At 61.3% G+C, this 26772-nt stretch carries 27 protein-coding genes, 2 tRNA genes and 2 rRNA genes (1 of these 31 cut by a window edge); 15 read left to right on the plus strand and 16 right to left on the minus strand.

The features are described from left to right. Positions 1-11: 11 nt before the first annotated feature. From K3174_RS13150 to K3174_RS13160, 3 genes are read right to left on the minus strand one after another with little or no spacing between them, the layout of a single operon-like run. The gene (locus K3174_RS13150) at positions 12-734 is read right to left on the minus strand and encodes a M48 family metallopeptidase (RefSeq protein WP_221559289.1); all 723 of its coding nucleotides are present in this window, start codon (positions 732-734) and stop codon (positions 12-14) included. Further along, positions 731-1192, minus strand: a complete 462-nt coding sequence (locus tag K3174_RS13155) for a YcgN family cysteine cluster protein (protein ID WP_221559291.1) — start codon at positions 1190-1192, stop codon at positions 731-733. Before K3174_RS13155 ends, K3174_RS13150 begins: the two co-directional genes overlap by 4 nt. Next, a complete protein-coding gene (locus K3174_RS13160; protein ID WP_221559293.1) occupies positions 1180-1779 on the minus strand; it encodes an SCO family protein in 600 nt (199 codons plus the stop codon). Before K3174_RS13160 ends, K3174_RS13155 begins: the two co-directional genes overlap by 13 nt. A gap of 69 nt (positions 1780-1848) precedes the next feature. On the opposite strand from K3174_RS13160, the gene K3174_RS13165 reads away from it, so the two are divergent. The 5 genes from K3174_RS13165 to ssb all read left to right on the plus strand — a co-directional run bounded on the left by K3174_RS13165 (position 1849) and on the right by ssb (position 6052). Continuing rightward, positions 1849-2454 carry an ankyrin repeat domain-containing protein gene (locus tag K3174_RS13165; protein WP_345719656.1) on the plus strand — a complete coding sequence of 202 codons (606 nt, stop codon included), beginning with the start codon at positions 1849-1851 and terminating at the stop codon, positions 2452-2454. A gap of 3 nt (positions 2455-2457) precedes the next feature. Then, positions 2458-3117 carry a COQ9 family protein gene (locus K3174_RS13170; protein ID WP_221559295.1) on the plus strand — a complete coding sequence of 220 codons (660 nt, stop codon included), beginning with the start codon at positions 2458-2460 and terminating at the stop codon, positions 3115-3117. A gap of 54 nt (positions 3118-3171) precedes the next feature. Continuing rightward, positions 3172-3411 carry a FeoA family protein gene (locus K3174_RS13175; protein ID WP_221559297.1) on the plus strand — a complete coding sequence of 80 codons (240 nt, stop codon included), beginning with the start codon at positions 3172-3174 and terminating at the stop codon, positions 3409-3411. Next, complete coding sequence (feoB, locus tag K3174_RS13180; RefSeq protein WP_221559299.1) at positions 3408-5255, plus strand: ferrous iron transporter B; 1848 nt, start codon at positions 3408-3410, stop codon at positions 5253-5255. Before K3174_RS13175 ends, feoB begins: the two co-directional genes overlap by 4 nt. 275 nt (positions 5256-5530) lie before the next feature. Further along, entirely contained in the window at positions 5531-6052 is a 522-nt protein-coding gene (gene ssb / locus K3174_RS13185; RefSeq protein ID WP_221559301.1) for a single-stranded DNA-binding protein, read from the plus strand. A 266-nt stretch (positions 6053-6318) separates the two neighbouring features. Here the strand turns inward: ssb and K3174_RS13190 are convergent, their stop codons facing one another. From K3174_RS13190 to K3174_RS13210, 5 genes are all read right to left on the minus strand, one after another. Next, positions 6319-7374 (minus strand): hypothetical protein, encoded by a 1056-nt coding sequence (locus K3174_RS13190; RefSeq protein WP_221559303.1) that lies wholly within the window; start codon positions 7372-7374, stop codon positions 6319-6321. 321 nt (positions 7375-7695) lie between these two features. Then, positions 7696-8067: a carboxymuconolactone decarboxylase family protein gene (locus K3174_RS13195; RefSeq protein ID WP_221559305.1), complete on the minus strand. Its 372-nt coding sequence runs from the start codon at positions 8065-8067 to the stop codon at positions 7696-7698. Further along, on the minus strand, positions 8064-8276 hold the full coding sequence (locus K3174_RS13200; RefSeq protein WP_221559307.1) for a putative antibiotic biosynthesis monooxygenase: 213 nt from the start codon (positions 8274-8276) through the stop codon (positions 8064-8066). Before K3174_RS13200 ends, K3174_RS13195 begins: the two co-directional genes overlap by 4 nt. A gap of 2 nt (positions 8277-8278) precedes the next feature. Next, positions 8279-8689: a MarR family winged helix-turn-helix transcriptional regulator gene (locus K3174_RS13205; protein WP_247712172.1), complete on the minus strand. Its 411-nt coding sequence runs from the start codon at positions 8687-8689 to the stop codon at positions 8279-8281. A gap of 37 nt (positions 8690-8726) precedes the next feature. Then, the gene (locus K3174_RS13210) at positions 8727-9020 is read right to left on the minus strand and encodes a putative quinol monooxygenase (protein ID WP_221559312.1); all 294 of its coding nucleotides are present in this window, start codon (positions 9018-9020) and stop codon (positions 8727-8729) included. A 373-nt stretch (positions 9021-9393) separates the two neighbouring features. On the opposite strand from K3174_RS13210, the gene K3174_RS17015 reads away from it, so the two are divergent. Then, complete coding sequence (locus tag K3174_RS17015) at positions 9394-9522, plus strand: hypothetical protein (RefSeq protein ID WP_282099718.1); 129 nt, start codon at positions 9394-9396, stop codon at positions 9520-9522. 10 nt (positions 9523-9532) lie between these two features. On the opposite strand, the gene K3174_RS13215 is transcribed toward K3174_RS17015, so the two are convergent. The 4 genes from K3174_RS13215 to K3174_RS13230 all read right to left on the minus strand — a co-directional run bounded on the left by K3174_RS13215 (position 9533) and on the right by K3174_RS13230 (position 12637). Then, a complete protein-coding gene (locus tag K3174_RS13215; RefSeq protein WP_221559314.1) occupies positions 9533-9880 on the minus strand; it encodes a hypothetical protein in 348 nt (115 codons plus the stop codon). Between the two features lie 74 nt (positions 9881-9954). Next, complete coding sequence (locus K3174_RS13220; RefSeq protein WP_221559316.1) at positions 9955-11322, minus strand: hypothetical protein; 1368 nt, start codon at positions 11320-11322, stop codon at positions 9955-9957. 266 nt (positions 11323-11588) lie between these two features. After that, positions 11589-12125, minus strand: a complete 537-nt coding sequence (locus K3174_RS13225; protein ID WP_221559318.1) for a YceD family protein — start codon at positions 12123-12125, stop codon at positions 11589-11591. Next, positions 12122-12637 carry a ubiquinol-cytochrome C chaperone family protein gene (locus tag K3174_RS13230; protein WP_221559320.1) on the minus strand — a complete coding sequence of 172 codons (516 nt, stop codon included), beginning with the start codon at positions 12635-12637 and terminating at the stop codon, positions 12122-12124. The genes K3174_RS13225 and K3174_RS13230 overlap by 4 nt, the downstream gene beginning before the upstream one ends. A gap of 162 nt (positions 12638-12799) precedes the next feature. Between K3174_RS13230 and K3174_RS13235 the strand changes: the two genes are divergently transcribed. From K3174_RS13235 to K3174_RS13250, 4 genes are all read left to right on the plus strand, one after another. Then, complete coding sequence (locus K3174_RS13235; protein ID WP_221559322.1) at positions 12800-13267, plus strand: outer membrane protein assembly factor BamE; 468 nt, start codon at positions 12800-12802, stop codon at positions 13265-13267. 53 nt (positions 13268-13320) lie between these two features. Then, entirely contained in the window at positions 13321-13881 is a 561-nt protein-coding gene (hslV, locus tag K3174_RS13240; protein WP_282099719.1) for an ATP-dependent protease subunit HslV, read from the plus strand. Between the two features lie 73 nt (positions 13882-13954). Next, positions 13955-15256, plus strand: a complete 1302-nt coding sequence (hslU, locus tag K3174_RS13245; RefSeq protein WP_221559324.1) for an ATP-dependent protease ATPase subunit HslU — start codon at positions 13955-13957, stop codon at positions 15254-15256. After that, positions 15256-15651, plus strand: a complete 396-nt coding sequence (locus K3174_RS13250) for an ACT domain-containing protein (RefSeq protein WP_221559325.1) — start codon at positions 15256-15258, stop codon at positions 15649-15651. The genes hslU and K3174_RS13250 overlap by 1 nt, the downstream gene beginning before the upstream one ends. Here the strand turns inward: K3174_RS13250 and K3174_RS13255 are convergent. The 3 genes from K3174_RS13255 to K3174_RS13265 all read right to left on the minus strand — a co-directional run bounded on the left by K3174_RS13255 (position 15642) and on the right by K3174_RS13265 (position 20056). Continuing rightward, positions 15642-17147, minus strand: a complete 1506-nt coding sequence (locus K3174_RS13255) for a SulP family inorganic anion transporter (protein WP_221559355.1) — start codon at positions 17145-17147, stop codon at positions 15642-15644. The genes K3174_RS13250 and K3174_RS13255 overlap by 10 nt on opposite strands. A gap of 110 nt (positions 17148-17257) precedes the next feature. After that, positions 17258-19060 carry an ABCB family ABC transporter ATP-binding protein/permease gene (locus K3174_RS13260; protein ID WP_221559327.1) on the minus strand — a complete coding sequence of 601 codons (1803 nt, stop codon included), beginning with the start codon at positions 19058-19060 and terminating at the stop codon, positions 17258-17260. Between the two features lie 51 nt (positions 19061-19111). After that, the gene (locus tag K3174_RS13265; protein ID WP_221559329.1) at positions 19112-20056 is read right to left on the minus strand and encodes a retroviral-like aspartic protease family protein; all 945 of its coding nucleotides are present in this window, start codon (positions 20054-20056) and stop codon (positions 19112-19114) included. Between the two features lie 157 nt (positions 20057-20213). Here K3174_RS13265 and K3174_RS13270 point away from each other — a divergent pair, with 157 nt between their 5' ends. Further along, positions 20214-21083 carry a glycosyltransferase family 2 protein gene (locus tag K3174_RS13270; RefSeq protein WP_221559331.1) on the plus strand — a complete coding sequence of 290 codons (870 nt, stop codon included), beginning with the start codon at positions 20214-20216 and terminating at the stop codon, positions 21081-21083. Here K3174_RS13270 and K3174_RS13275 read toward each other — a convergent pair. Next, on the minus strand, positions 21004-22542 hold the full coding sequence (locus K3174_RS13275) for a lipopolysaccharide biosynthesis protein (protein WP_221559340.1): 1539 nt from the start codon (positions 22540-22542) through the stop codon (positions 21004-21006). The genes K3174_RS13270 and K3174_RS13275 overlap by 80 nt on opposite strands. 631 nt (positions 22543-23173) lie before the next feature. Here K3174_RS13275 and K3174_RS13280 point away from each other — a divergent pair. The 4 genes from K3174_RS13280 to K3174_RS13295 form a co-directional block, all read left to right on the plus strand. Further along, a 16S ribosomal RNA gene (locus tag K3174_RS13280) occupies positions 23174-24659 on the plus strand. Between the two features lie 183 nt (positions 24660-24842). Then, positions 24843-24919, plus strand: a tRNA-Ile gene (locus tag K3174_RS13285). 16 nt (positions 24920-24935) lie between these two features. Further along, a tRNA-Ala gene (locus K3174_RS13290) sits at positions 24936-25011 on the plus strand. A gap of 284 nt (positions 25012-25295) precedes the next feature. Beyond that, a 23S ribosomal RNA gene (locus K3174_RS13295) occupies positions 25296-26772 on the plus strand (it continues 1313 nt past the right edge of the window). Together the 16S and 23S rRNA genes with 2 tRNA genes alongside form the textbook arrangement of a ribosomal RNA operon.

Raw genomic sequence — 26772 nt, forward strand, 5'->3', positions numbered from 1 at the left:
GCCAGTATGCGCTAGTCGAATGCCGCGTAGAGTCCGCGCCCATGTTGGCTGAGCCAATCGTTCGCCTGTGCGATATCGCCTTCGTAGAGCCGATCGAGCAGCGCATGGAAGGCGGGTGAATGGTCGAAATAGGCGAGATGCGCGACCTCGTGCGCGACGACCGAGCGACGGACGAAATCGGGGGCCTGAACCAGCCTCCAGTTGAGCCGCAAAACGCCTTCTGAAGAACAGCTTCCCCAGCGTCGTCGGGCACGGGTCAGCTTTACCTCCGCATGTTTCAACTTCGCACGCGCGCAGTAATCGGCGGCATCCGCGCCGAACAGGTACAAGGCTTCGTCCTCCAGCCAGCGCCGGAGACGCCTGGATAGCGTATCCCGCGGACCTCCGACGATAAGCGCGCCATCTTCGAAACGGGGCTTCCGCGGAAGTTCTTCGCGCCAGTCGACAGCGATTTCGCCGCCGCGATAGAGCAGGCTTCCGTCACGCACCGGATCGCGACGTTGGGGCACTTTGGCGAGTTGGGCGCTCAGCCACTCGCGCCTCGCATGGGCGAAGGCGATAGCCTCTGCGCTCCGGCACCACTGGGGCAAGGTGATGCGTATTGCACTGCCGTCCGGCGCAAGCCGCAGGGTCAGGCGTTTGGCGCGGCGGTTGCGGGCGATCTCGATTGGCAACTCGCGCCCGTTGAGCTTGATCACCGGCTCCAGTGCTTCGCGGCGGAGCCAGTCGATCACGCCGCGCTCTCTTCATTATCGTCGCCCCAGTCGACGATGTGATGCTCCAGCGGCCCGGCCAGGTCCTCGCCGATCACGCGGCCTGCCACGGAAACGCCCGCGCTTACCACGTCATCGCGGTCACCCGAGATGAGATAATGCCAACGTGGAAGCGGTAGCCCATCGGCCCTCAAACGGTAGGCACAGGTAGGTGGCAGCCAGCTTACCTTGTCGACGATCCTGAGTGTCAGCCGCAGGCAGTCCGGCACGAATGCCCGCCGGTGCCGATAGTCCGTGCAGCGCGCGGTCTGCGTATCGAGCAGCTTGCACGCGACATTCGTATGCTCGATTTCTCCGGTGTCCTCGTATTCTACCTTGTGCAGGCAACACCGCCCGCAGCCATCGCACAACGCTTCCCATTCCTCGGTGTTGAGATCCGTCAGGGGCCGTTCCCAGAAGCGGTCCCTCAGCGCACCCATTTTTCCAGTTCCGCAGCGACTGCTTCCGCGCCCTCGTCGGTCGGCAGCAGGGCGAGTGGCTTGCCATCGGGACCGAACAGATAGGTGATGTTCGTGTGCCCGACGAGGTAGCCCCCGCCTTCCTGTTTTTCCCCGATCGAATAGGTCACCGCGAATTCGCCTGCGACCCGATCGAGCTGCTCCCTGGTCCCGGTCATGCCGATCAGTCGGGGATGGAAGTTGTCGGTGAATTCCGCGAGAACCTGGGGCGTATCGCGTTCGGGGTCGACGCTGATGAAGAGCGGCTGGATCTGCGCGCCGAGCTGCGGGCTGTTCTTCTCGAAAGCTTTCAGCCCCGCCATCGCACGCTGAGTATCGACCGGGCACACGTCGGGACAGTAGGTATAGCCGAAATAGACTGTGCGGTATTCTCCGTCGAAATCGCTCCAGCTGACCTGCTTGCCGTCCTCGCCGGTCAGCGTGAATTCCCCGCCGATTGCGGCGCCAGCCAGCGGCGGTTCGGCAGCAGGGGCGGCATTGCAGGCGGATAGCGTCAGCAGGGCGGCGAAAATCGCGATGCGGTTGTGTAACATGGTCTGACGGTTCATGCTCTGCTAAGCGCGCATCGGCAAGGGCGTGCCGTCCATCTACTTGCGGATAATAGGGGCTTTCGCACGGTGAAGCGTTTCACACAAAACATTCTTCTGGCCACGCTGGCAGGGGCGATAATGACATCGCCGCTCTATGCTCAGTCTCAGAGCGACGGCTATAAATTTCTCGACGCGGTGAAGAAGCGCGAAGGAGACGAGGTCACGCGGTTTCTTGAACAACCGGGCAGCATACTCGTCAATTCGCGCGACATCACGAGCGGTGAGACCGCGCTGCACGTCGTCACTCAGCGGCGCGATGCGGTATGGCTGCGCTTCCTGCTGTCCAAGCGGGCGAACCCCAATATCGCCGATAAGAACGGCAGGACGCCGCTGCAATTGGCGGTCCAGCTCGGTTTTGCCGAAGGCGTCGAAATTCTCGCCGATCGCGGCGCGGCGGTCGACGTGCCCAATAGCACGGGCGAAACCCCGTTGATCACTGCCGTCCACCGGCGCGATAGCGGCTTGGTACGGTTGTTGATCCAGAAAGGGGCAAGCCCCGATCGGGCGGACAATTCCGGCCGGACGGCGCGCGACTATGCCAAGCTGATGGGAACAAATTCCAGCATGTTGGAGGAGATCGAGCGGGCCGAAACCGATCGCGGCGACCAATCCGAATCCTACGGGCCGAGCTGAGATATGGAGGTCGAGGATCTGACGCTCGACGAGCTGCGGCTGGCGCTGGCCCCCGGCATTGCCGAGGCGGCGGTGTTCGATGGCTGGAGCGCGGATGCGCTCGACATGGCCGCCGACCAATTGGGCGCGGACCGCGATGTCGCTCGCCTCGCTTACAAGAACGAGGGCGCAATGGGCATGATCTGCGCGTGGATCGAAACCATCGATCGGCAGATGGCGCTGGACCTTCCGGCAGACAAGCTGGCCGAAATGAAGATCCGCGAACGCATCCACAGTCTCGTGCAGTATCGTCTCGATGCCGTAGCCGGGCTCGAAGAATCGCTTCGCCGCGCGCTCGCGATCATGGCCATGCCGCAGAATGCCCCGCGCGCGCTGCGGGTCGGCTGGCGCAGCGCCGATGTGATGTGGCGGCTCGCGGGCGATACGGCGACCGATTACAACCACTATACCAAGCGTGCGATTCTCGCCTCGATCTACGGTGCCACGCTGACCGTGTTCGCGCAGGATGAAAGTCCAGACAAGGCCGATACCGGTGCGTTCCTCGACCGCCGGATAGAAGGCGTCATGAAGTTCGAGCGGACGAAGGCCAAATGGCTGAATCCGGAGCGCGAGAGCTTCAGCATGTCGCGCTTCCTGGGGCGGCTGCGCTATCCCGCGCGGTAGTTCCTTATTGATAATCGGTTGCAATAGGCGATTGCATCTGGCAGCGGCCATGGCATGACGCTCGACGGATACGAACACGACAAGACCGCGCGGATCGTGGCGGTCAACTGGGTCGCACTGGCCGAGGATGAAGGCAAGCGCCTGAAAGCCCTGGGAGTAGACGAGGGGGCCGAAGTCGCCGTGATCCATCGCGGCATTTTCGGCACGCGCGATCCGCTGGCCGTCCGCATCGGACGCATGACCATCGCGCTGCGCCGGTCGCACGCCCTTGCGATAGAGGTGGAACCGGTATGAGCCGCAAACGTACCGCCGCTCTCGTCGGCAATCCCAATGCGGGCAAGTCGGCCCTGTTCAACGCGCTGACCGGCGCACGACAGAAGATCGCCAATTATCCCGGCGTGACGGTGGAGCGGAAGGCCGGGCGCCTTATCCTGCCGAGCGGTGAGCCTGTCGAACTGATCGACCTGCCCGGTTCCTACAGCTTCGATGCCGCCAGCCCCGACGAGGAGGTGACGCGCAAGGTCGTCCATGGCGAATTCGAAGGCGAAGCGCTGCCCGACGTGATCGTGCTGGTGATCGATGCCGCCAATCTCGAACAGCATCTCGTCTTCGCGCAGGAAGTGCTCGAGCTCGGCCGGCCGACGGTGGTTGCGCTCAACATGATCGATCTCGCCGAGCGCGACGGGCTGGTGCTCGATCCCGCGGCGCTGTCCGAAGCGCTCGGCGTGCCCGTCATCCCGACCGTCGCCGTCAGGCGCAAGGGGCTCGAGGACCTCTCCGCCGCGATTGCCGAAGCGGAAACCCATGCGGACGAGGAAGCGCATAAGCGCTGGCATATCACCCTGCCGGAGCGGCGCCTTGGGGCCAAGCACATGGCGCGCGGGGCGATTCTCTCGCAATCGGCGCGCCATACGATCGAAAACGGCGTCGACCGCGTGCTGCTCAATCCCTGGATCGGGCCGGTTTTGATGTTCGGCCTGCTATTCGTGATCTTCCAGGCGGTGTTCGCCTGGGCAACGCCTTTCGCCGACGCGCTGGAGGGCGGGGTCGGCGCGATTTCGGGGCTGGTCATCGACACCATGCCCGGCGGTTTCTTCCGCGATTTCCTGACCGAAGGCGTGCTGGCGGGTGTCGGTGCGGTGGTCGTCTTCCTGCCGCAGATCGTGATCCTGTTCTTCTTCATTCTGATCATGGAAGCGACCGGTTACATGGCCCGCGCGGCCTTCCTGATGGACCGGCTGATGGCGGGCGTAGGCCTGTCCGGCAAGAGCTTCATTCCGCTGCTGTCCAGCTTCGCCTGCGCCATTCCCGGCATCATGGCGACCCGCAGCATTCCCGACGCGAAGGACCGGCTGACCACCATTCTCGTCGCGCCGCTGATGACCTGTTCGGCGCGCCTCCCGGTTTATGCCGTGATTATCGCCGCGGTCATCCCGCAGACCACCGTCGGCCCGGGTATCGGGCTGCAGGGTCTCGTGCTATTCGCCCTCTATATCGCCGGGATCGTCGGCGCGATGGTGGTGGCGCTGGTGCTGCGCAATTCGGTCGCCAAGGGCGCGGCCAGCGGCTTCATCATGGAAATGCCGCGCTACCAGTTGCCGCGGATTAAGGATCTCGCCATCGGCCTGTGGCAGCGCGCCTGGGTGTTCCTGCGCCGCGCCGGCACGATCATCTTCATGGTCACTATCGCTCTGTGGCTGATGCTGAGCTTCCCCAAGGCGGAGCCCGGCGAAAGCCAGATGGATGCGAGTTTCGCCGGCATGGTGGCCGATGGAATCCATCCGATACTTGCTCCGATCGGCTTCAACCGCGAGATGAGCCTGGCGCTGGTGCCGGCCATGGCCGCGCGCGAAGTGGCAGTTTCGGCGCTCGCCACGACCTACGCCGTCGATGCCGACGACGAGGATCTCGCCGCCGAAGGCGTGACCGACCGGATCGCCGCATTGTGGAGCCTGCCGACCGCGCTGGCCTTCCTCGCCTGGTTCGTCTTCGCCCCGCAATGCATTTCGACCATCGCGGTCGCGCGGCGCGAAACCAATGGCTGGAAATGGCCGGCCTTCATGGTCGGCTACCTCTTCGCACTGGCCTATGTCTTCGCCGGACTGACCTTCTGGATCGCGACGGCTGCGGGGTTGTAGGCGCTCACGGAGGCACAGGGGCGCAGAGAGGTTCGAGCCGCGGCGTCGCCGTATTTTGAGTCTCACACGAAGCCACGAAGAGGGCGGGACAGTCCGCTGTCGTGCTGCCCTCTTCGTGGCTTCGTGTGAATATATGCGGCATTGCCGCAGGATTCTCTGCGCCCCTGTGTCTCCGTGAGCGCCAAAATCGGACCTGTGAACACGGAACCATCTTCACTGGCAGCCACAGCCTGCATCCGATAGGCCAAGCCCAACAGATACGAAGGAACGATTCGATGGCCGGTAGCCTCAACAAAGTCATGCTGATCGGGAACCTGGGCGCCGACCCGGAAATCCGCAGCTTCCAGAACGGGGGCAAGGTCGCCAACCTGCGCATCGCCACCAGCGAAACGTGGAAGGACCGCAATACCGGCGAGCGGCAGGAACGGACCGAATGGCACACCGTCGCGATCTTTTCCGAAGGGCTCGTCGGCGTGGTCGAACGCTTCCTGCGCAAGGGTAGCAAGGTCTATATCGAAGGTCAGCTGCAGACCCGCAAATGGCAGGACCAGCAGGGCAACGATCGCTATTCCACCGAAGTCGTCATCCGCGGCATGAACGGCTCGCTGACCATGCTCGACGGCGCCCAGGGTGGTTCGGGCGGCGGTGGCGGCGCCCAGCGCAGCGGCGGAAGTTCGTGGGACCAGGGTGGCAGCTCGGGCGGCGGCCAGGGCGGCTGGAACCAGGGCGGCGGCTCGTCGGGCGGCTCCGGCGGTGGCTCGAACTACGACGATCTCGACGACGATATTCCGTTCTGATTCGATGGCTTCTGCATTCAGCATTGCGCGGGCGAAGCTGAGACATGGACCGCCTGTTACACTGTCCAGGCAGGAAAAAGCTGCCTCTGTATGGAACCCGTCCGAGCGGGCAATTTCAGCAAGTTGATGAGGCGTGCACGGCATGGCCCTATGGCTGGCACGATCGCCTGCTTGTAGGAAAGTTCGGAGTAGCTGCTCCCGACTGCATTTCGGTCGTTCAACTTGAAATCGCCGATGCCTAAAAGCGGACGCGGCTTCTGCCTCGACTATGGCTTCGTGTTGGGCGGAAGAATCTGCTTGCCGCCAAGATTCGCGACGCCGCTTTCAATCGCCGTGTCGATCGTTGCAAAATCCTGGTCGGTGCAACCAGCATCGCGCAAGGCCTGTTGGACTTGCGGCGCACGATGGACTGGGGCGACGACCTGCGGGAAATAGGAACTGGTCTGCCGACAGGGCGGGCGTCCGGGACGTTCGGCCATGCGGCTTTCGATGATCTGCACGATCTCGCTTTCGTCGCCACGTCCCGCGGCGAGGTAGATCTGCAGATCCTCCAGTGTGGTCCTGCCGAACTGTTCGTTGCGATCGGGAATCGTCGTGATCAGATCGCGCAAATTTGTGTCGACGATCTCTCGCGCGTACTCCCGGTCATCTGCATAGATCGATGTGACCGCCAGCCGTTCGGTCGCCTTGTACATGGAGATGGCCCCGGACGGATAGACCCCGCGTTCAAAGATCAGGCTGCTTGTGACATGGACCAGACCGGCATCATCGCGCCGGTCCAGATCAAGCAAGGCATCGATGATTTTGCGCTCGATCTCAAGTTGGTGAAGTTCGTAGTCGAAACCAGGTATCCCGAAGATGTTCTCGCTCGCTTCGTACAATGCGTCGAGAGCCTGCGAGGGCTCAGCCCGCCGCTGATGGATATTGGCCTTCTGCAGGAGCGCCTTCATCAGAAAATATCTCTGGAGCGGCCAAGCCTTTTCTTCCGTCATCGCGATCAGCGTGTCGGCATGGGCCAGCGCCTCGTCCTGATTGCGCCGACGGTCGCCGGTCGGCTCCTGCGCCGCAAACTCCATGCGAAGGAAAAGCTTCGCTGCCTGCAATAACGGCTCGCAGGTCAGCACGACCTCGTCGAGCTCCGTTTCACTGCGTTCCTTGCAGGAGCTGGTATCCGCCCGGCGATCGGGCGGGATCTCGTAGGACAGGATCGGCGGATCGATCCATTCCAGCATCGTCTGACCTGCCGCAGGTGTCCCCTCCCACGGCGGTAGGGATAGCTGCGCTGCCAAGGGCGTACTGATCAGCACCGCTGGCAAGGTCATGACAGCCAGTTTCCATCCGCGGCGAAGGGTGCCAAACATCATTGGATCATAATAAATTGGGCCTGTGCAGCGAAGCCCTAATTCGCCAGCGTAGTATTCTCCTCGATTTCCATCTTTCGTCCAAGACGGCGTCGCACCGGCACATAGTATTCTCGCTTGCCCAGAACGGATTGGTGATCTCTCTGCCATTGCCGACGCGCTGGGGCATAAAAGAACGAAAGAAAGTCAGCGGCGAAAATCGGCTTTCGACCTTAATACCGCACATCGAACTCCTTTTGTCGCATTCCTCGAAGGAGATATAAATGCTCCAGGAAAGGGCACCTATTCTGTGTTCGAGAACACTTCCTTGGCTGCTTGCATTCCGTTCAAGGCAGCGGGAAAACCTGCATAGACGGTCATCTGTATGATGATTTCCTCGATCTCGGCCTTTGTCAGGCCAACATTCAGGCCCGCTTGGATATGAACCTTTAGCTGCGGTTGTGCCGTCCCCGTGGCCGTCAGTGCGGCGATCGTCGCGATCTCGCGTTCACGCAGGCCTAGGCCTGGTCGCGCGTAGATATCGGCGAAGGGGTATTCGATGGTATAGCGAGCGAGATCGGGCGATATACTCTGGAGGCCGTCGATCACCTTCTGCCCAGTTTCGCCGTCGATCTTCTTCAGGTTTTCCAATCCCCGCTGGAATCTATCTGTCATTGTTTTCCTTTCAATAGGTGCGTCGCCAATCTTTGCATCGCCGGTGCGAGCCACAGGCTGATGAGAGGGACGAGAATTGCTGTGAGAACGAGGGTCTGAACGACCAACGCCAGATCGTTCGCCAGAAGGCCGAGCAATATGAGTATGCCGGTCACTAGCGGCCAGACGATCATCCAGACCAGAACGGTTCGAAAAATCACGATCCGCATGATCAACCGTCGGCACCGGTTACGTGGCGGTGCAAAATCGCGAAATATCCCGGCAAGACTCTCTCGAGCGTGCTTTTGCCGCTATCGCTAAGCGAGATGTTCCGTGAGCGCGCGTCGCTTTCGTTATGGGAAATTCGGATGAGGCCAGCTTTTTCCAAACCTTGCAGCGTTCGCGTCACGACGGGGCGGGATACGTCCAGTCTGTCGGCAATGTCACTCACGGCGAGACTATCCCGATCGGGTTCGCGGTCGATGACGATCAAGGTCAGGAAACGTAGCTGGGAAAGGTCGTGCCGAGCGAAGTAGGCTTCGAGTTCGCGGATGAGCCGACTTGCGGTGCGCAAGATCTGAAGCGCATCGAGCACCTTGCCGGCATCGACATCATCGAAACGATCGGCGTAGCCATCGACCATCTGTCGACTGGGAAGTTCCTTGAGAAAAAACACAATACTATCGCACTGGGCGCAGGTGCAAAATCTCGGGTTCTTCGGCTAGCCAGTCCCGATAGGCCGCGAAAACAGCCTTCGTGTATGGCTGCTCGTGATGCGATGCGAGCGCTGCCTCATCGCGCCATTCCTCGTAGAGATGCAAAGAGCCTTCGCTCGCGCTTTCGCTAAGGCGAAATTCGATGCAGCCCGGTTCGGCCCGGGTTTGTTCAAGGATGTTCCGGATTGCATCTCGTGCTGCATCTAAATGCTCCGACTTCGGAACGATGCGCGCGACGACATTCAACTGATTGCTCATGAAATCCCTCATGGTTACCATGATAACTATATGGTTGGAGCACGTGTTTGGTCAACCCTGTCCTCGATCTGGAGGCGGACGGTCGCAAAACCACCCAAGAGCGGGTGACAACTACTAACTACAACACTGCACCGCACATGGCATTCGGTGGTAACGGGCCACATCGTCAGATTTGGCGAATTGTGCAATTTGTATGCCGCCCCGATTTTCCATCAGCGCGCCCCTCGTATCGGCGAACGGCCTGGTGATATCGACGGAAATTGGGCAGCAGGATGTCCATCGAATCCGGTAGACACCGTACTATGTTCGCCAAGACCCGTCTGCTGGCAACCGCCGCCGTATCGTGGTCGGAACGTCGAACCCGCCGACTGAAATGGATACCGTCGGTCCGAAGGACCTGGCCGCCTATCTCCGAGCAGGCGATAGTCCCACTGCCGGCACCAAACATCCAGACGAACTCGGCGACCCCAACGAAGTCGCTCTTGCCAAACACCGCACTTGAACACTCCGTGTCAGCGATCCTGCAGAACCATCAGCACGGATGCCCCGGTTTCGACGGTCCGGGGCAACACCGCGACCGCGATGACCTGATCCTCACGCGTCCAGATGCGATAACGGACATCGCGGTCATTTCCATCGCCCGACCCATCCCAGTCGGAAAGACGGGTTTCGTAATAGCGCAGAACTTCGTCTTCAGGGGTCGTTTCAGGCAGCGAGTATAGCGTCCAGTCGAGCGGCTTGTAGCGCTCCTCGATCCGCGAGGCCAAGGCAATCTCCATGCGCGAAACCTGTTCCGGCACGCCGGTCGACGGTCGATAGGGACTCGCGCCGTCGGGAGGCGGTGGCACTTCCTCAGCCATCGGCGCGCACGCCAGTAGGGCCGACATTAAAGCCAAGCCTGTCCAAAAAACACGCACCGATCAACCCATGCTCCCTAGCGATTGGCGAGTATGACACGGCTGGAAGCGGAATCATAGTCGGCCTCGGCCGGCCCCTCATAGGGGCGACTGGTGCCAGTGTCGGTGGGGAAGGTGAGCTCATACATCGCCGAGCTGAGATCGCCGGAACTGGCCAGCTCGTCGACAATCTGGTCCATGACCTGATCGGTCAGGACGCCGATCGTCGATCCAACCGGACCTGGCAGATTCCCTGTGCCCAGGCCGACTACTTCGGAGAAAATGCCCGTCACCAGCTCGGCCTGTTCGCGGGCGCTCTCGGCGTTCTTGGTGATCCCTACCTGGATCGCCCCGGACAGATACCCCATCACCTGAGCGTTCCGATAATGGCCGTTTTCGAGGGTCTCGAAGCGGCTTTGGGGCGTCTGGTTCAGACCATTGCCCTGCTGCACCCGCTCGATCAGCCGTCCGATCTGTTCCTGCCCGCCGTCTTGGGACAGGGTCTGAGTCGTGTAGGCCGACAGAGCCCCGCCGGTCCGGTCCGCTGTCTCGAGGTAACGGAGGACGCCATTGGTATCGGCATCCAGGATTCGGGTCAGCGAGGCCTGGATCGCTTCGGAGGTTGTGCCCAGCTCCGGATTGATCACGCCAAAGCCCGTGTCCTGCCCGATGGCATTCAGCGTGGTGGCACCCGCTTCGAAGGCTCGGCCCTTCTGTTCGGCGCTGGAAGCCGTGGCTGCAGCGTCCAGGAAGTCCGTCAGGCGGTCGGGACTCAGGCTGATCGACACCCCGGCTCGGCTGTAGAAGTTGACCTGGCCGGCACCGGCGGTGGCGACGGCCTGAAGCTGGTCGTCGCTCAGACTGGCCAGGCTCCGGTTCACGGCGGACGCGTTCCCGTTCAGGCTGGCGATCACCGATCCGATCGCCACGGCATCGGCGTCGCCGTTCTGCGAGTACGAAGAACCAATGCTGACATGGTCGGTCGTCGGATTATCGGTCGTTCGGTCCGCGGTGGCGGCGACGAAGTCCACCTTGACTTCGGCGGTGGCATGGGTGGCGACGGCGTCGCCCAAGGCAATCACATCCGCGCGATCGTCGAAGGCCTCGCTGATCCGCGCCAGCTGATCGCCCTCGAGACCTCGCGCAAGGTCGACGAACATATCGCGTTTCTCATCGGCCGACAGGCCCTGCGCCCCCAGGATGCCGCCAGCGTTGACATCATCGGCCAGGGCCTGGAGATCGGCGTCGGACAGCTGGCTGATCGCGATGTTCCGGTCGGCGGGCGACAGTCCGTCCAGAATGTCGCGAACCTCCTGCATCTGTCCATTTCGACTCGTGCCCAAGAGACCATTGTCCTGGGTCAATTGACGGATATCGTTCGCGGCAGTGGTGGCTTCGACGGACACGGGGGGCTCCTTTCCGATTTCGATGCCTCCAATGTGCCCGCAGCCCGTCCGATCCACCATCGGCAGATCGCTTAGATCGAATTCGGTCTATCTTGCGCTGCTCGCCACGTGCCGCTCTTCGCCCTTGGCGCGGTGTTCGCCGTCCTGCCGCTGGTCAACTGGGTGACCACCGGCTACAAAGCCCTGGACGAAGTTCAGTGGATGTCCGCTTTGACCCGGCCAACCACCGAAAGCAGACTGTCGCAAAACCACCCCACTAGCGGACGCTACCCTTCCTTGCCCTTCAACCCTGCCAGTGCTTCGGCCAGTGGGCCGCTTGGCGCCTGATCCTCGTCGCTTGCGATGCCCGCCTTGCGGCGCGCCTCGTCGGCGCCCGGGCCTTCGCGGTAGGGATCGATGGCCAGCGCAAGCGTCTGCGCGATCGCTTCGCCGAGGTCAAAGGTGTCGCCCTCATATTCGATCTCGTCGAGATCCTCGCTGTCGAGTTCGATTTCCTCGTCGGGCGCATGGTCCGGCAGCGATCCTGCCGGTATGAAGCGCAATGCGAGTGGCTCCTCGACATCGTAGGTCAGGTCTTCGCGCGTGACCGCGCAGGGCTGTTCGATGGTGGCGGTCAGCGTGCCATTGGCCAGCACCGCGTCGTCCCGGGTCCCGAACGCGATCGTCGCTTTAAGCGCCGGGATCGACGTTATGCCGAACCGTTCCGCCAGCGCGGCGCGCTCGGCCTCGCTGGCCTCCACCACGATTGGCTCGGCGGGCAGAACGCGCGGCTTGACCGGACGGCTGAGTTCGACCGCGCTCATGCCGCGATCTCGCCCGCCCGCAGCTGATCGAGCCCGGTCCGTTCGAGCCGCGCATGCAGGGCCGCCATGCGCTGGACCAGCGCCTCGGCCTCGTCGGGCTGGGCCATGGTGACATTGCGGCGCACCGCCTCCACCAGCACTTTCGGATCGCTGCGCAGGCCTTCGCGATAGGCGCCGATGCGCCCGTTCATGCTTTCCATCAGCGCATTGATCTTCTTGCCCACGGTCGGATCGCCGATCCCCGCCTCGCGCATCTGGCCTTCCATGTCGTCGACGAACAGCTCTGTCAGTCGGGCGGTGGCAGGGCCCTGATCGCCTTCGTCCTCCAGCCGCAGCATGACCAGGGTCAGCACCAGCGTGATCATGTCGTACCGCCCTTCGACGGAATCGGCGACGCCGCACATGCGATACCAGTCGGGATCGCGCGCTTCGCCGACAATGCGATGCCACAGGGCGCGCCATTCTTCGCGCGGGTCGGGCCGAGTGCCGAAAAGGCGGGCGAGGAAAGACACGAGACTACTCCGTTCAGCGGCAATACAGGCCGCGATCCCCAAGCGCCGCCCATTGCCGAGTTGCATGGGCCGACGCTTTCGGATTAAGGCGTTGGCCGAGCATATAGGCAGGTGGCCGCCCGCGGCCAAGCACCTGCCGGAAGACGGAGATTTGCTGTTCCCATGAACAGAGCGAAAATTCTGGGTCTCGCCGCCATCGGCGCAGGCGCCATTGCCGCGAGCGGTTGCACCTCCATCCGCGAGCCGCGCGGCTACATCGTCGATGCGGCGCTGGTGCAATCGGTCCAGCCCGGCATTGATAACGAACAGAGCGTGGCAGGCGTTCTCGGCCGGCCGACTTTCGAAAGCCAGTATGGCGAGAAAACGTGGTACTATGTGTCCAGCACGACCGCGCGCAAACCCTTCGTGCGTCCGCGCATTCGGGAACATTCGGTGCTGGCGGTAAAGTTCGATCAGGCCGGCAACGTCGTGTCCGCCGAACGGACGGGAATGGACAAGGTCGTCTATCTCAGCCCCGATGGCGATGCGACGCCGACGCTGGGCAGGGAACGCACTTTCCTCGAAGATCTGTTCGGAAATATCGGTGCGGTCGGCGCGCCGGGCGTCGGCGGTCAGGGCCCGGGCTCCTGACGCTGTCGAGCGCATAGCTTGACCACTGCTTTGCGCCCCCCATATCGCGCGGCATGGATGCAAACGACAATCGCCACGGCCTGACCCAGTGGCATTCCACCACCATCATTGGCGTCAAGCGCGGCACTGAAACCGTGATTGCCGGAGACGGACAGGTCTCCATGGGCAATACGGTGATGAAGCCCAATGCCAGGAAGGTTCGCCGGATCGGCGAGGGCGGCAAGGTCGTTGCCGGCTTCGCGGGCGCGACCGCGGATGCCTTCACCCTGTTCGAACGGCTCGAACGCAAGCTCGAACAGCATAACGGCCAGCTCCTGCGCGCCGCGGTCGAACTGACCAAGGATTGGCGCATGGACAAGTATCTGCGCAATCTCGAAGCGCTGATGATCGTGGCGGACAAGGACAACCTGCTGGTGCTGACCGGCAATGGCGACGTGCTCGAACCCGAAGGCGGGATCGCTGCCATCGGCTCGGGCGGCAATTACGCGCTGTCGGCTGCCAAGGCGCTGGTCGATTACGAAGACGACGCCGAAACCATTGCACGCAAGGCCATGGCGGTCGCCGCCGACGTCTGCGTATTCACGAACGGCAATGTGACGCTCGAAACGGTGTGACGGATTTGCCCTCGGCAAACCCACTCATCCTCGCCCATCCACCGCGCGTGAGCGCGACTTTGGAAAAAATGAATTGACCGACAACCTGACCCCCAAAGCCATCGTCGTCGCCCTCGACGAACATATTATCGGCCAGAAAGACGCCAAACGTGCGGTCGCCGTGGCGCTGCGCAATCGCTGGCGCCGCCAGCGGCTCGGCCCCGAGCTGCGCGATGAAGTGACGCCGAAAAACATTCTGATGATCGGCCCCACCGGATGCGGCAAGACGGAAATCAGCCGCCGACTGGCGAAGCTCGCCGAAGCGCCCTTCATCAAGATCGAAGCGACCAAGTTCACCGAGGTCGGCTATGTCGGTCGCGATGTCGACCAGATCGCGCGCGATCTCGCCGAAGAAGCGATCAGGCTGGAGAAGGAGCGTCGCCGCGAGGCGGTGCGCGAAGCGGCCAGCAAGGCAGCGATGGACCGGCTGCTCACCGCGCTGGTGGGCGACAATGCCAGCGAAGCGACGCGCGAGGCGTTCCGCCAGCGCATCGTCGAAAATGCGATGAACGACACCGAGGTCGAGATCGAAGTGCGCGAGCAGCCGGGCCAGCAAATGGATATTCCCGGTATGCCCGGCGGTGTCGGCATGATCGATCTGTCGGACATGCTCGGCAAGGCGATGGGCAAGAGCCCTTTGAAACGGCGCAAACTGAAAGTGCCAGATGCCTGGGACCGCCTCGTCGATGAAGAGGCCGACAAGCGGATGGATCAGGACGACGTCAATCGCGTCGCGCTGGAGAATGCGGAGACCAACGGTATCGTCTTCCTGGACGAGATCGACAAGATCGCCGTGTCCGACGTTCGCGGCGGATCGGTCAGCCGCGAGGGTGTGCAGCGCGATCTGCTGCCGCTGATCGAGGGTACCACCGTGGCGACCAAATACGGGCCGATGAAGACCGACCATGTGCTCTTCATCGCATCGGGCGCGTTTCACGTGGCCAAGCCCAGCGACATGCTGCCGGAACTTCAGGGCCGTTTGCCGATCCGCGTCGAACTGCGGGCACTGACCGAAGAGGACTTCGTGCGCATTCTGAAGGAAACGCGCGCCAACCTCGTGGAGCAGTACAAGGCGCTGATCGGCACCGAGGAGGTGACGCTCGATTTCACCGAAGATGCGATCGCGGAAGTCGCCAAATTGGCTGCCCGCGTGAACGAGACGGTCGAGAATATCGGGGCCCGCCGCCTGCAAACGGTTATGGAACGTCTGCTCGAGGAGATCAGCTTCGAGGCCGAAGACCATAAGGGCGAAACGATCACGATCGACGCGGCCTATGTGCGCGAACGCCTTGAAACGCTCGCCGGCGATGCGGATCTCAGCAAGTATATCCTGTGATGACCAGCCCGACACGTGACGGTCGGGCGATGATCGAACAAATGAGCCCGCGACTCGACGAGCGGCGCTGGTGCTTCGTACCGGTCACGCCGGACCGGGCTTCCGAATTGCTGGGGGCGGCGCTGGGCACGTTTCGAGAGGATGAAGGGGTTTCGGCAATCGTCCCGGTCCAGCTCGCGTCGGAGGGAGCGCCCGTTTTCGCGCGGATCGTGCTGGAAGTATTCTCCGACCTCGAAGGCGTCGGGTTGACGGCGGCGGTTTCCGGCGTGCTGGCCGAGGCCGGGATCGCCTGCAACATGGTCGCTGCGCTCCACCACGACCATGCCTTCGTGCCGGAAGGTCGCGCCGCCGAGGCGCTCGAAATCCTGAAGGAACTCGCTGCAGGTCAGGGGTGAGGCGCAAGCCCGCTTTCGACGCCGGTCTTGTCGGTGAGGGCGAACTTGTCGACCAGGTCTGCGCTCGCGCGATTGAGGCCGACGACCTGCACACTGCGGCCATTGCGGCGCATCCGCTCGACCACCTTGTCGAGCGCGCCGACTGCGCTGATGTCCCAGAAATGCGCTTTGGATACGTCGATCACGACGTGGTCTGCGGGATCGGGCTGGATGCTTTCGGGACCGAGCGCGGCTTCGAAGCGTTCGACGCTGGCATAGAAGATCTGGCCCCCGGCGCGATAGATCGCGCTCTCGCCCTCGCGTTCGCGCACGACCTCGAACATCGTCATCACCTTGTGGGTGAAGAACACGCCCGAGAGGGCCGCGCCCGCCAGCACGCCCAGCGCGAGGTTGTGCGTGGCAACTACCACCACGACCGTGGTCACCATGACGACGCTGCTCTGCCACGGATGCTTGGCGATATTGGGGATGGAGTTCCAACTGAAGGTGCCGACCGAAACCATGATCATGATCGCCACCAGCGCGGGCATCGGCACCTGACCGACGAGGTCGCCGAGCAGCGCGAGCAGGATCAGTAAGGCGAGGCCCGCCGTAAAGGTCGATAAGCGCCCGCGGCCGCCACTGGTCACGTTGATGACCGACTGGCCGATCATCGCGCAGCCGCCCATGCCGCCGAAGAAAGCGGCGACGATGTTCGCCGCGCCCTGACCGGCGCTCTCACGGCGTTTGTCGCTGCCGGTATGCGTCATGTCGTCGACGATCTGCGCGGTCAGCAGACTTTCGAGCAGGCCGACCGCGGCCATGGTTGCGGAATAGGGAGCGATGATAGCCAGCGTCTCCCAGCTCAACGGAACATCGGGCAGGGCGAAATAGGGCAGACCTTCGGGCAGTTCGCCCATATCGGCGACCGTGTTGACCGGGGCATTGATCCAGATCGACAGCGCGGTCAGCACGATGATCGCAATAAGCGGGCTTGGCACGGCGGTGGTCAACTTGGGGATCAGGTAGATCATCGCCAGCGCTGCAGCGACCATGGCGTAGGTCATCCAGCCGATTCCGGCAGCACCGGGATCGAGCTGCGGCAACTGCGCCGTAAAAATGAGAATGGCGAGTGCATTTACGAAGCCGGTGATGACCGAGCGCGAGACGAACTGCATCAGAAGATCGAGGCGCAGCAACGCTGCTATGCCCTGGAACACGCCCATCAGGATGGTTGCCGCGAAGAGATATTCGACCCCGTGATCGCGCACGAGCGGCACGACTACCACGGCAACAGCGGCGGTGGCAGCTGAGATCATCCCCGGTCGTCCGCCGGTGAAGGCAATAACCATGGCGATGGCGACCGAAGCATAAAGCCCGACCCGGGGATCGACACCGGCGATGATCGAGAAACCGATCGCTTCTGGAATGAGTGCCAGCGCGACGACAAGGCCGGCAAGCAAGTCGGCACGGATATTGGAGAACCAGTCGCGGCGGATCGCGGCACGGTCGAGCATGGCAAATGTCCTGTCAGGTTCGGAGAACGCACGCAGCCGGCGGCGCATGCGAGAGATCGCGCAGCTCTATGGACTATGTTGCATTGCAGCACAAGGGCGGGGGCGGAAGTTCAGCCTTCGCTTTCGGCCTGTTGGCGCGCCCACATTTCGGCATAGAGCCCGCGCTTCTGCAGCAACTGCCCATGCGTCCCGGCCTCTGCCAGCCGCCCCTGTTCGAGGACGAGGATCCGGTCTGCATCGGCAATGGTGGAAAGGCGATGCGCAATGGCCAGCGTGGTGCGATTTTCGGACACGCGCCGCAACGTCGCGAGGATCGCCTGCTCGGTACGGCTGTCCAGAGCGCTCGTCGCCTCGTCCAGCAGCAGGACGGGCGGATCCTTGACCAGCGTCCGCGCAATCGCGATGCGCTGCTTCTCTCCGCCCGACAGTTTCAAGCCGCGTTCGCCCACCTCGGTGTCGAAACCGTCCGGCAGGCGCTCGATGAAGGGCAGGATCGCTGCGGCGCGTGCCGCTTCGATCACCTTGTCGCGGTTCGCTCGGTCGCGGCCGTATGCGATGTTGTAGCCGATCGTGTCATTGAACAGCACGCTGTCCTGCGGGACTATGCCGATCTTCTCTCGCAGACTGGACTGCGTGACCTCGGCGATATCCTGTCCGTCGATCAGGATGCGTCCCTGCCACGGATCGTAGAAGCGGAACAGCAGACGCCCGATCGTGCTCTTGCCCGCTCCGGAGGGCCCCACGATCGCGACATGGTTGCCGGCGGGCACTTCGAAGCTGAGCCCATGTAGAATCTCGCGGTCGGTTTCATAGCCGAAACGGACTTTGTCGAAGACGACCGTCGGCCGACGCACCACCAGCGCCGGGGCGCCAGGCGTGTCCTTCACCTCGGCGGCGGTATCGATCAGGCGGAACATCTCGGCCATGTCGATCAGACCCTGACGCACGGTGCGATACACGAAGCCGAGCATGTCGAGCGGGCGAAACAGCTGCAGAAGATAGGTGTTGACCAGCACCAGATCGCCGGTGGTCAGCCTACCTTTGCTCCACTGCCATACGGTGAATGCCATTGCGCCGCCCATCAGCAGGTTCATGATCACCGCCTGCGCGATATTGAGCAGGCCGAGCGAATTCTCGCTCTTCACCGCAGCTTCGGCATAGGATCGCGTGGCTTCGGCATAACGCTGGTGTTCGCGCCCTTCGGCGCCGAAATATTTCACCGTCTCGTAATTGAGCAGGCTGTCGACCGAGCGGGCGAGCGCCGTGCCGTCGAGCTCGTTCATCTTTCGCCGCAGCTCGTTGCGCCATTCGGTGATCTTGCGCGTCACCGTTATATAGGCGGCCACGGTAACCGCAGTCGCCGCGACAAGTTCCCAGCCGAAATTGATGTAGAAGATGACACCGACGGCGATGAGTTCGATGGCCGTCGGGGCGATGTTGAACAGCAGGAAATAGAGCATGACATCGATGCTCTTGGTCCCGCGATCGATCGTTTTGGTGACCTCGCCCGTGCGCCGCGACAGGTGGAAGCGCAGCGAAAGCTGGTGCAGTCGCGCAAAGGTATCCTCTGCCAACTGGCGGGTGGCGTCCTGCCCGACGCGTTCGAAGATGATGTTGCGCAGATTGTCGAACACCACCGATGCCAGGCGCCCCGCGGCATAGGCGATGACGAAGGCCAGCGCCGCCATCGCCGCTTCGTTGGCAGGCGTGGTCATGGCATCGACCGCGCCCTTATAGGCGAAGGGCAGGGCCAGCGTGGTCGCCTTGGCGAGCAGGACGAAGATCATCGCCCCGACGATGCGCCGGCGCAGCGAACGGTTGTCCTTGGGCCAGAGATACGGGAGGAAGCGCCGGATCGTGGCCCAGCCTTCGGGATCGTCTTGCTGGGGGGGAGTGACGGTATCGGGCGGCATGCGGCCGCTTACTTGGTATAGGTAATGCGGCGGGGCAAGGTGTCTGTCGCGCTAGCGGAGCTTTGGCCCGCCAGTCGTGAACATCGCCCGAGCACGGGATGCGTCGACCTGTCCGGGCACATCGAAGAGCACCTGGCGGGTGCGGAAATCGATCGCCACGCGGTCGAACACGCGCATGTTGCCGATGCCGAGGATCAGAGCCGGTCGCCTGTCGAGCCCCAATGCCTGGAAGATCGGGCTGTCGGTGAAGCCGATGGGGACATTGCCCATGGTCATCCCGCCTATCTCGAGTTCGCGGACATAGGAGAGATCGCTGAGCACCTCTGCTCCGTGAACGTCAATGCTGGTCAACAGGCCGGTGTCGCGCGTTTTCAATTTTCGCAGCAGCGCGCGATTGCCGATGCTGTTCTGTGCCCCGCTATCGATAACCACGGCGACGCGGATGCCGTCGACCTCGGCGTCGGTGATGACCATCTGTCCCAGCTTGCGCCGCGCGCGCACGATGATCTCGTATCCCGAATTGCCGCCGAGGATATCTGCATCGGCGACAAGCATGCGCTCCCGGCGGAAATCGATCAGGACGCGCAGATCCTGAAGGCTGTCGAGCCCGAGAATGCCGTCGGCGCCGATATGCCCGGCATGGAGCAGGGGCGACATCAGCCCGGTAATGAGGCGATCGGCGAACCGAAGTTCGTCGACTTCGACCAGATCGACCATCTGCGAACTGCCCATCGCGACGAGCCTGGCCTGCCCGCGACGTGTCAGGCCCAGTTTGTCGACGATCCTGTGCGTGACCACCGTCGCCTGCGCCCCCGTGTCGATCAGGAAGCGATAGGATCCCGAATCGCCGATAGTTACGGGCACGGTCATCCGTTCGTACCTGTCGCTTGCGAGCGCTGCCTCCTCGGCGGACGGGCTTTCCGCTTCGGGCGCCGTCGCAGAGAGGCTGCCGGTCGCAAGACACAGAAGGGCGGCAAGTGCCGTTCCGCGGAACATCGATCATCTCCCCGGCCGCAGGTCTTGGTGTCTACGGCTCGGGCGATCATACCACTCGGTCGGCCCGTGGCCAAACCGCCTTGCGCGAAACGTGGCTGACGCGGGAAGTCAATCGGGGTAATGGCAGTGCGCTCGGCAAGCTTGGTGACATCGTCGCATGAACGGAAAATCGAATCGCGTGCTGGTCACCGTGCTGGCCCATAACGAAGAAGCGCGGATTGCCGCTTGTCTTGAAAGCTTGCCGCTGGACGAGCCGGGCGTGCAGGTAACGGTGGTGGTGAACGGGAGTGCCGACCGTACCGCACAGATCGTTCGCGGTTTCGCAGCACGGGGCGTCCGGCTGGTGGAATATGCCGAGGGCGGCAAGGCACGCAGCTGGAACCGCTTCGTTCTCGACGAGGCGCCACAGGCCGATACATATGTGTTCGTCGATGGCGATGCGGAGCTCACCCCGGGGGCCATAGCCGCGCTCGAATCATGCCTGACACGGCGGTCCCATATCAATGCGGCTTCGGCCATTCCCATGAATGGGCGCAACGCCGAACACTATCGTCGGCTTATGGTGGAAGAAGGCGGCCTGTTCGGCGATTGCTATGCCCTGGCTGGCGATTTCATCCGGCGGTTTCGGGCGAGCGGAGTCAGACTCCCCAACGATCTTGTCGGCGACGACGGATTGATTTGCGCGCTGGCTCACACCGATCTCGGGCCGGAATCGGAATGGCGGCACGATCTGGTCGAAGTGTGCCTGGACGCCGGCTTTTATTGCGAGCCTAACAGCATCACGGTCACGGGCTTGCGAAACCAGTCCCAGCGCATGACCAACTATGCGGTTCGCCGATTTCAGAACCGCATCATCACCGGGATCATGCGGTCGCGCGGCCCGCAGGGTCTGCCGGAGCATCTGGCCGAGGCTTACGCCGCGGCGGTGCCGGGTTTCAGGCCGAGGCTCAATCCACGATGGTATTGGTTTGACCGAAAGGCGCTTGCCCGGATGCGGGCGGCATCGGACTTGCAGGCCGGCGTTTGAGCATTGCGATGCTCGACCGCACGACGTCGGGCCAGGCCAGAGTCAAGATCGCGGCGTAGGTGGCTGCCCCACCGCATGCCAATGCCGCCAGTGCCAGCGCCGCGGGAATGTCGTCCGGGAGCAGAGTCCTGATTCCGAGCACGACCAGCACCATTGCCCCGCAAGCGGCAGCCGGCGGGATGGCAGCCCCAAGCAGGCGCGCGGCCGGTAGCTCGATCTGCGGCAAGGTCAGGGCCAGCGTGAAAGCGAGCAAGAGTGGCGCCGCTAACCACCAGGCGTGCACCAACCCTTCGGGTCCGAATTGCACGCCGATATAGAAGGACGTCGCGAAAATCGCGGCCCCGGCGATACTGGTGGCGAGGTAGATCCGCTCTTTCCCGGTCGCCGTGCAGGTGGGTGAACAGATGATCTGGACGGCCATTAGTGGCATGACCACTGCGAGGCCGGAGACTATCGGTGCCATCTCCACCCATTTTGGGCCGAAGATCACCAGTATCGCTTCGGGAGCGGTAAGCGCCAGGCCAATATAGATGGGAGACACGACGAGCAGCACGCTCTGCGCGGTTTTCAGGAAATAGGGGCCGAGGCTGCGGCCGGACTTGTGCAATTCGGCATAGGCGGGGAACGCCACCTCGTTCAGCGGAGGTATGAAGCGTCCTGTGACGATCAGGGTCAGGAACAGCGATTCCGAATACAGCCCCAGATCGTGAGTATCGAACAGGCGACCCGCGATGACGATGTCGCTTTCGCTCTGGATGATCCAGAACAACTGGCACAGCGTCAGCGCGCCGCCGAAGCCGATCAGTCGGCCCGCGCCTTTCAGGTCGAATACCGGGCGCACCCATAGCCGGGCGGCGACGCTCATGATCACACCCCGGACGCAGAAACCGGCAATGGGGGCGTAGACGAGCGCCCAGACGCCGAAGCCGGTCCAGGCCAGACCCAGCGCCGTGAGAGCCGCAAAGATCGCCGAAACCAGATTGGCGATTCCCTGACTGCGGAATTCCAGTCGCCGCGCGAGCAGTGCCGTGGGCAGGGCGGTGAAGGGGATGGTCAGGAAGATCAGGGCCTGCACGCGCAGCAGTTCGGCCACAGCAGGCTGCCCGTAATAATCCGCGACTATGGGGGCGAATGTCAGCTGCACGGACGCGAGGATGCCGTTTGTCAGCAACAGGAGCGCGAATACCTGGCCGATTTCCCGCTCGCCCACCTTTTCCGCCTGGATCAGCGAACTGGCGAAACTCCAGCCATTGAGGAAGCCCAGTGCGGACACTACGACCTGGCTCATCGCGAACAGACCATAGTCGGACGGATCGAGCAGGCGGACCACCATGATGGTCGAGCCCCAGGTGATGAACTGCGCGACAAGCTGGCTGCCCCACCTCCACGCGAGCGCGTTCCGCACGCGCGCACCAAAACCTTCCGGTGCTTCCTGGTCGCTGACCCTGTCTGCCGTCATGTCCAAGGGTGCTAATGACGATTCGAGCCGAAAGCGAGCGGTGAGATTCGCGATTCACCCATGAATCGAGTCCGATTCAGACCGTGAATCGGCTGCTTTTCTGAGTCTCACATAGCGGTGCGGTTGAAGGCTACCGCAGCGATCCTAGATCGGCCGGGCGCCAGATGGGTTCAAACCCTCGGATTTCCGCGAGTTTGCAAAAAATGCGAAATAAAATTGCAAAAAGCCGTTGACCGAATCCAACACCAGGCCTAGATGGCCCTCACCGACGCGGCGCTGGCGGCTTCCACCGCCCACTGCTTCGGTCGCCAACATAGAGAGATAGCCGGTCCCCCCGGTGTAAATCGGGGGAACAAAAGCTGTCCCTTCTAACATTGTTGAGCGGCTCTTTGACATTGTTGATTTTTGATGAAGGGACATGTGGGCGACGGCGCCCGGTCCGGGGACCTCAAGGCTCCGTGTACCGGTTTAACCTTAAGCCGATTGCCACATCCTGATCGCCTCCACAGGCGGTTTCGATGATGCATGTCCATTCGTATCCATTACGTTTGACAGTGCAGGTATCGGCTCCTTGAAGCTCATGCCAAGCAGGCTGGCGGGGTTATCCCCGTGCTTGATTGGTGTGTGACACAAACTTGAGAGTTTGATCCTGGCTCAGAACGAACGCTGGCGGCATGCCTAACACATGCAAGTCGAACGCCCTCTTCGGAGGGAGTGGCGCACGGGTGCGTAACGCGTGGGAACCTGCCCTTAGGTTCGGAATAACTCAGAGAAATTTGAGCTAATACCGGATAATGTCTTCGGACCAAAGATTTATCGCCTTTGGATGGGCCCGCGTAGGATTAGATAGTTGGTGGGGTAATGGCCTACCAAGTCGACGATCCTTAGCTGGTCTGAGAGGATGATCAGCCACACTGGGACTGAGACACGGCCCAGACTCCTACGGGAGGCAGCAGTGGGGAATATTGGACAATGGGCGAAAGCCTGATCCAGCAATGCCGCGTGAGTGATGAAGGCCTTAGGGTTGTAAAGCTCTTTTACCAGGGATGATAATGACAGTACCTGGAGAATAAGCTCCGGCTAACTCCGTGCCAGCAGCCGCGGTAATACGGAGGGAGCTAGCGTTGTTCGGAATTACTGGGCGTAAAGCGCACGTAGGCGGCTTTTCAAGTCAGGGGTGAAATCCCGGGGCTCAACCCCGGAACTGCCCTTGAAACTGGATGGCTAGAATACTGGAGAGGTGAGTGGAATTCCGAGTGTAGAGGTGAAATTCGTAGATATTCGGAAGAACACCAGTGGCGAAGGCGACTCACTGGACAGTTATTGACGCTGAGGTGCGAAAGCGTGGGGAGCAAACAGGATTAGATACCCTGGTAGTCCACGCCGTAAACGATGATAACTAGCTGTCCGGGCTCATGGAGCTTGGGTGGCGCAGCTAACGCATTAAGTTATCCGCCTGGGGAGTACGGTCGCAAGATTAAAACTCAAAGGAATTGACGGGGGCCTGCACAAGCGGTGGAGCATGTGGTTTAATTCGAAGCAACGCGCAGAACCTTACCAGCCTTTGACATCCTAGGACGGTTTCTGGAGACAGATTCCTTCCCTTCGGGGACCTAGTGACAGGTGCTGCATGGCTGTCGTCAGCTCGTGTCGTGAGATGTTGGGTTAAGTCCCGCAACGAGCGCAACCCTCGTCCTTAGTTGCCATCATTTAGTTGGGCACTTTAAGGAAACTGCCGGTGATAAGCCGGAGGAAGGTGGGGATGACGTCAAGTCCTCATGGCCCTTACAGGCTGGGCTACACACGTGCTACAATGGCATCTACAGTGAGCAGCGATCCCGCGAGGGTTAGCTAATCTCCAAAAGATGTCTCAGTTCGGATTGTTCTCTGCAACTCGAGAGCATGAAGGCGGAATCGCTAGTAATCGCGGATCAGCATGCCGCGGTGAATACGTTCCCAGGCCTTGTACACACCGCCCGTCACACCATGGGAGTTGGATTCACCCGAAGGCGGTGCGCTAACCTTTTAGGAGGCAGCCGACCACGGTGGGTTCAGCGACTGGGGTGAAGTCGTAACAAGGTAGCCGTAGGGGAACCTGCGGCTGGATCACCTCCTTTCTAAGGATCGTCACGAAAGCGCCTGGCCTCGAGCCGGGAAGTGCTTCGCGACTTTTCAAAGAACATTGCCGTCGTCCTCATGTCCTTTCATCACTGGAGATTGCCTCAAGGCCTTGCGTCTTGCGGCATGACGCCTGAGCCGGCTCACGCCCCTCGCGGCTTAATCGCCGGCGACGGTGGTGTAGGTCCGTAGCTCAGTTGGTTAGAGCGCACCCCTGATAAGGGTGAGGTCGGTGGTTCAAATCCACTCGGACCTACCAAGTTTTGGAATGGTGCGGGGCCTTAGCTCAGCTGGGAGAGCACCTGCTTTGCAAGCAGGGGGTCATCGGTTCGATCCCGATAGGCTCCACCAGCCAAACTCCAGAGATGAAACGAAAAGCTATCCGGCCCAGGGTAAAACTTAGGGCCGGTAGCAAGGCGGTTTGCGCCTTGCGATCTTTGACATTGTGAATGGGTTTTTAAATCGATGCCGTGGCGCATGGGTTTGATCAACTAACTGGCTTCGGCCGGTGGATGATCGAGCGCGTGCATCACAAGCAAGATCAATCAAATTGATTTATCTGGCTGAGATATTCCTCCGCACTATCGTAAGACTTCGGACTTTTATGCAGGTCTGTCGTTGATGGTGTGGATTCTCAAGCGTGAGGTAAGAGCATTTGGTGGATGCCTTGGCATGTGCAGGCGATGAAGGACGTGGCACGCTGCGATAAGCGTCGGGGAGTTGTGAGCAAACTTTGATCCGGCGATTTCCGAATGGGGAAACCCACCCTCACCATTTCCTTTCGATCGAGCTTCGGCTCGGGCGGAAAGAGGTGGATAGGGTATTACCAGACTGAATATATAGGTTTGGTGAAGCGAACCCGGGGAACTGAAACATCTCAGTACCCGGAGGAAAAGACATCAACAGAGATTCCCGTAGTAGTGGCGAGCGAACCGGGACCAGGCCAGTGCCTTCATTTCAACTAGCAAAACACTTTGGAAAGAGTGGCCATAGTGGGTGACAGCCCCGTATGCGAAAGTGATGATGAAGGACTCGAGTAGGGCGGGACACGTGAAATCCTGTCTGAACATGGGGGGACCACCCTCCAAGCCTAAATACTCGCACATGACCGATAGCGAACACAGTACCGTGAGGGAAAGGTGAAAAGCACCCCGATTAGGGGAGTGAAACAGTACCTGAAACCGGATGCTTACAAGCAGTTGGAGCCCCATAGGGGGTGACAGCGTACCTCTTGCATAATGGGTCAGTGACTTAATTTATCGAGCAAGCTTAAGCCGTTAGGTGTAGGCGTAGCGAAAGCGAGTCTGAATAGGGCGACTGAGTTCGATGAATTAGACCCGAACCCCGGCGATCTAGGCATGGCCAGGTTGAAGGTGCGGTAACACGCACTGGAGGACCGAACCGGTGAATGTTGAAAAATTCTCGGATGAGCTGTGTTTAGGGGTGAAAGGCCAATCAAGCCGGGAAATAGCTGGTTCTCCGCGAAATCTATTGAGGTAGAGCGTCGGATGTATGCCGATGGGGGTAGAGCACTGGATGGGCTAGGGCTGCGCGAGCGGTACCAAACCTAACCAAACTCCGAATACCATCGAGTCTTATCCGGCAGACAGACGGCGGGTGCTAAGGTCCGTCGTCAAAAGGGAAACAGCCCTAACCTACAGCTAAGGTCCCCAAGTCATATCTAAGTGGGAAAGCATGTGGGAATCCCAAAACAACCAGGAGGTTGGCTTAGAAGCAGCCATCCTTTAAAGAAAGCGTAACAGCTCACTGGTCTAAATAAGGGTTCCTGCGGCGAAGATGTAACGGGGCTAAAGATATGCACCGAAGCTTAGGGTTGCAGTTTACTGCAGCGGTAGCGGAGCGTTCCGTAAGCGAGTGAAGGCGAAGGGTAACCGACGCTGGACGTATCGGAAGTGCGAATGCTGACATGAGTAGCGACAAAGAGGGTGAGATGCCCTCTCGCCGAAAGACCAAGGGTTCCTGCGCAACGCTAATCGGCGCAGGGTTAGCCGGCCCCTAAGACGAGCCCGAAGGGGGTAGTCGATGGGAACCACGTAAATATTCGTGGGCCTGGAGATGTGTGACGGATCGTGGAAGTTGTTCGACCTTATT

Origin of the sequence: Qipengyuania qiaonensis (assembly GCF_019711515.1) — a bacterium.
GTDB classification, from domain to species: domain Bacteria; phylum Pseudomonadota; class Alphaproteobacteria; order Sphingomonadales; family Sphingomonadaceae; genus Qipengyuania; species Qipengyuania qiaonensis.

What these genes read in the sequence shown, in the direction of transcription:
- K3174_RS13155 (WP_221559291.1), bottom strand. Translation starts at nt 1,192, where the DNA reads ATGGGTGCGCTGAGGGACCGCTTCTGGGAACGGCCCCTGACGGATCTC.
- K3174_RS13160 (WP_221559293.1), bottom strand. Translation starts at nt 1,779, where the DNA reads ATGAACCGTCAGACCATGTTACACAACCGCATCGCGATTTTCGCCGCC.
- K3174_RS13170 (WP_221559295.1), top strand. Translation starts at nt 2,458, where the DNA reads ATGGAGGTCGAGGATCTGACGCTCGACGAGCTGCGGCTGGCGCTGGCC.
- K3174_RS13175 (WP_221559297.1), top strand. Translation starts at nt 3,172, where the DNA reads ATGACGCTCGACGGATACGAACACGACAAGACCGCGCGGATCGTGGCG.
- feoB (WP_221559299.1), top strand. Translation starts at nt 3,408, where the DNA reads ATGAGCCGCAAACGTACCGCCGCTCTCGTCGGCAATCCCAATGCGGGC.
- ssb (WP_221559301.1), top strand. Translation starts at nt 5,531, where the DNA reads ATGGCCGGTAGCCTCAACAAAGTCATGCTGATCGGGAACCTGGGCGCC.
- K3174_RS13190 (WP_221559303.1), bottom strand. Translation starts at nt 7,374, where the DNA reads ATGACCTTGCCAGCGGTGCTGATCAGTACGCCCTTGGCAGCGCAGCTA.
- K3174_RS13195 (WP_221559305.1), bottom strand. Translation starts at nt 8,067, where the DNA reads ATGACAGATAGATTCCAGCGGGGATTGGAAAACCTGAAGAAGATCGAC.
- K3174_RS13200 (WP_221559307.1), bottom strand. Translation starts at nt 8,276, where the DNA reads ATGCGGATCGTGATTTTTCGAACCGTTCTGGTCTGGATGATCGTCTGG.
- K3174_RS13205 (WP_247712172.1), bottom strand. Translation starts at nt 8,689, where the DNA reads ATGGTCGATGGCTACGCCGATCGTTTCGATGATGTCGATGCCGGCAAG.
- K3174_RS13210 (WP_221559312.1), bottom strand. Translation starts at nt 9,020, where the DNA reads ATGAGCAATCAGTTGAATGTCGTCGCGCGCATCGTTCCGAAGTCGGAG.
- K3174_RS17015 (WP_282099718.1), top strand. Translation starts at nt 9,394, where the DNA reads ATGGATACCGTCGGTCCGAAGGACCTGGCCGCCTATCTCCGAGCAGGC.
- K3174_RS13215 (WP_221559314.1), bottom strand. Translation starts at nt 9,880, where the DNA reads ATGGCTGAGGAAGTGCCACCGCCTCCCGACGGCGCGAGTCCCTATCGA.
- K3174_RS13225 (WP_221559318.1), bottom strand. Translation starts at nt 12,125, where the DNA reads ATGAGCGCGGTCGAACTCAGCCGTCCGGTCAAGCCGCGCGTTCTGCCC.
- K3174_RS13235 (WP_221559322.1), top strand. Translation starts at nt 12,800, where the DNA reads ATGAACAGAGCGAAAATTCTGGGTCTCGCCGCCATCGGCGCAGGCGCC.
- hslV (WP_282099719.1), top strand. Translation starts at nt 13,321, where the DNA reads ATGGATGCAAACGACAATCGCCACGGCCTGACCCAGTGGCATTCCACC.
- K3174_RS13250 (WP_221559325.1), top strand. Translation starts at nt 15,256, where the DNA reads ATGACCAGCCCGACACGTGACGGTCGGGCGATGATCGAACAAATGAGC.
- K3174_RS13255 (WP_221559355.1), bottom strand. Translation starts at nt 17,147, where the DNA reads ATGCTCGACCGTGCCGCGATCCGCCGCGACTGGTTCTCCAATATCCGT.
- K3174_RS13260 (WP_221559327.1), bottom strand. Translation starts at nt 19,060, where the DNA reads ATGCCGCCCGATACCGTCACTCCCCCCCAGCAAGACGATCCCGAAGGC.
- K3174_RS13265 (WP_221559329.1), bottom strand. Translation starts at nt 20,056, where the DNA reads ATGTTCCGCGGAACGGCACTTGCCGCCCTTCTGTGTCTTGCGACCGGC.
- K3174_RS13270 (WP_221559331.1), top strand. Translation starts at nt 20,214, where the DNA reads ATGAACGGAAAATCGAATCGCGTGCTGGTCACCGTGCTGGCCCATAAC.
- K3174_RS13275 (WP_221559340.1), bottom strand. Translation starts at nt 22,542, where the DNA reads ATGACGGCAGACAGGGTCAGCGACCAGGAAGCACCGGAAGGTTTTGGT.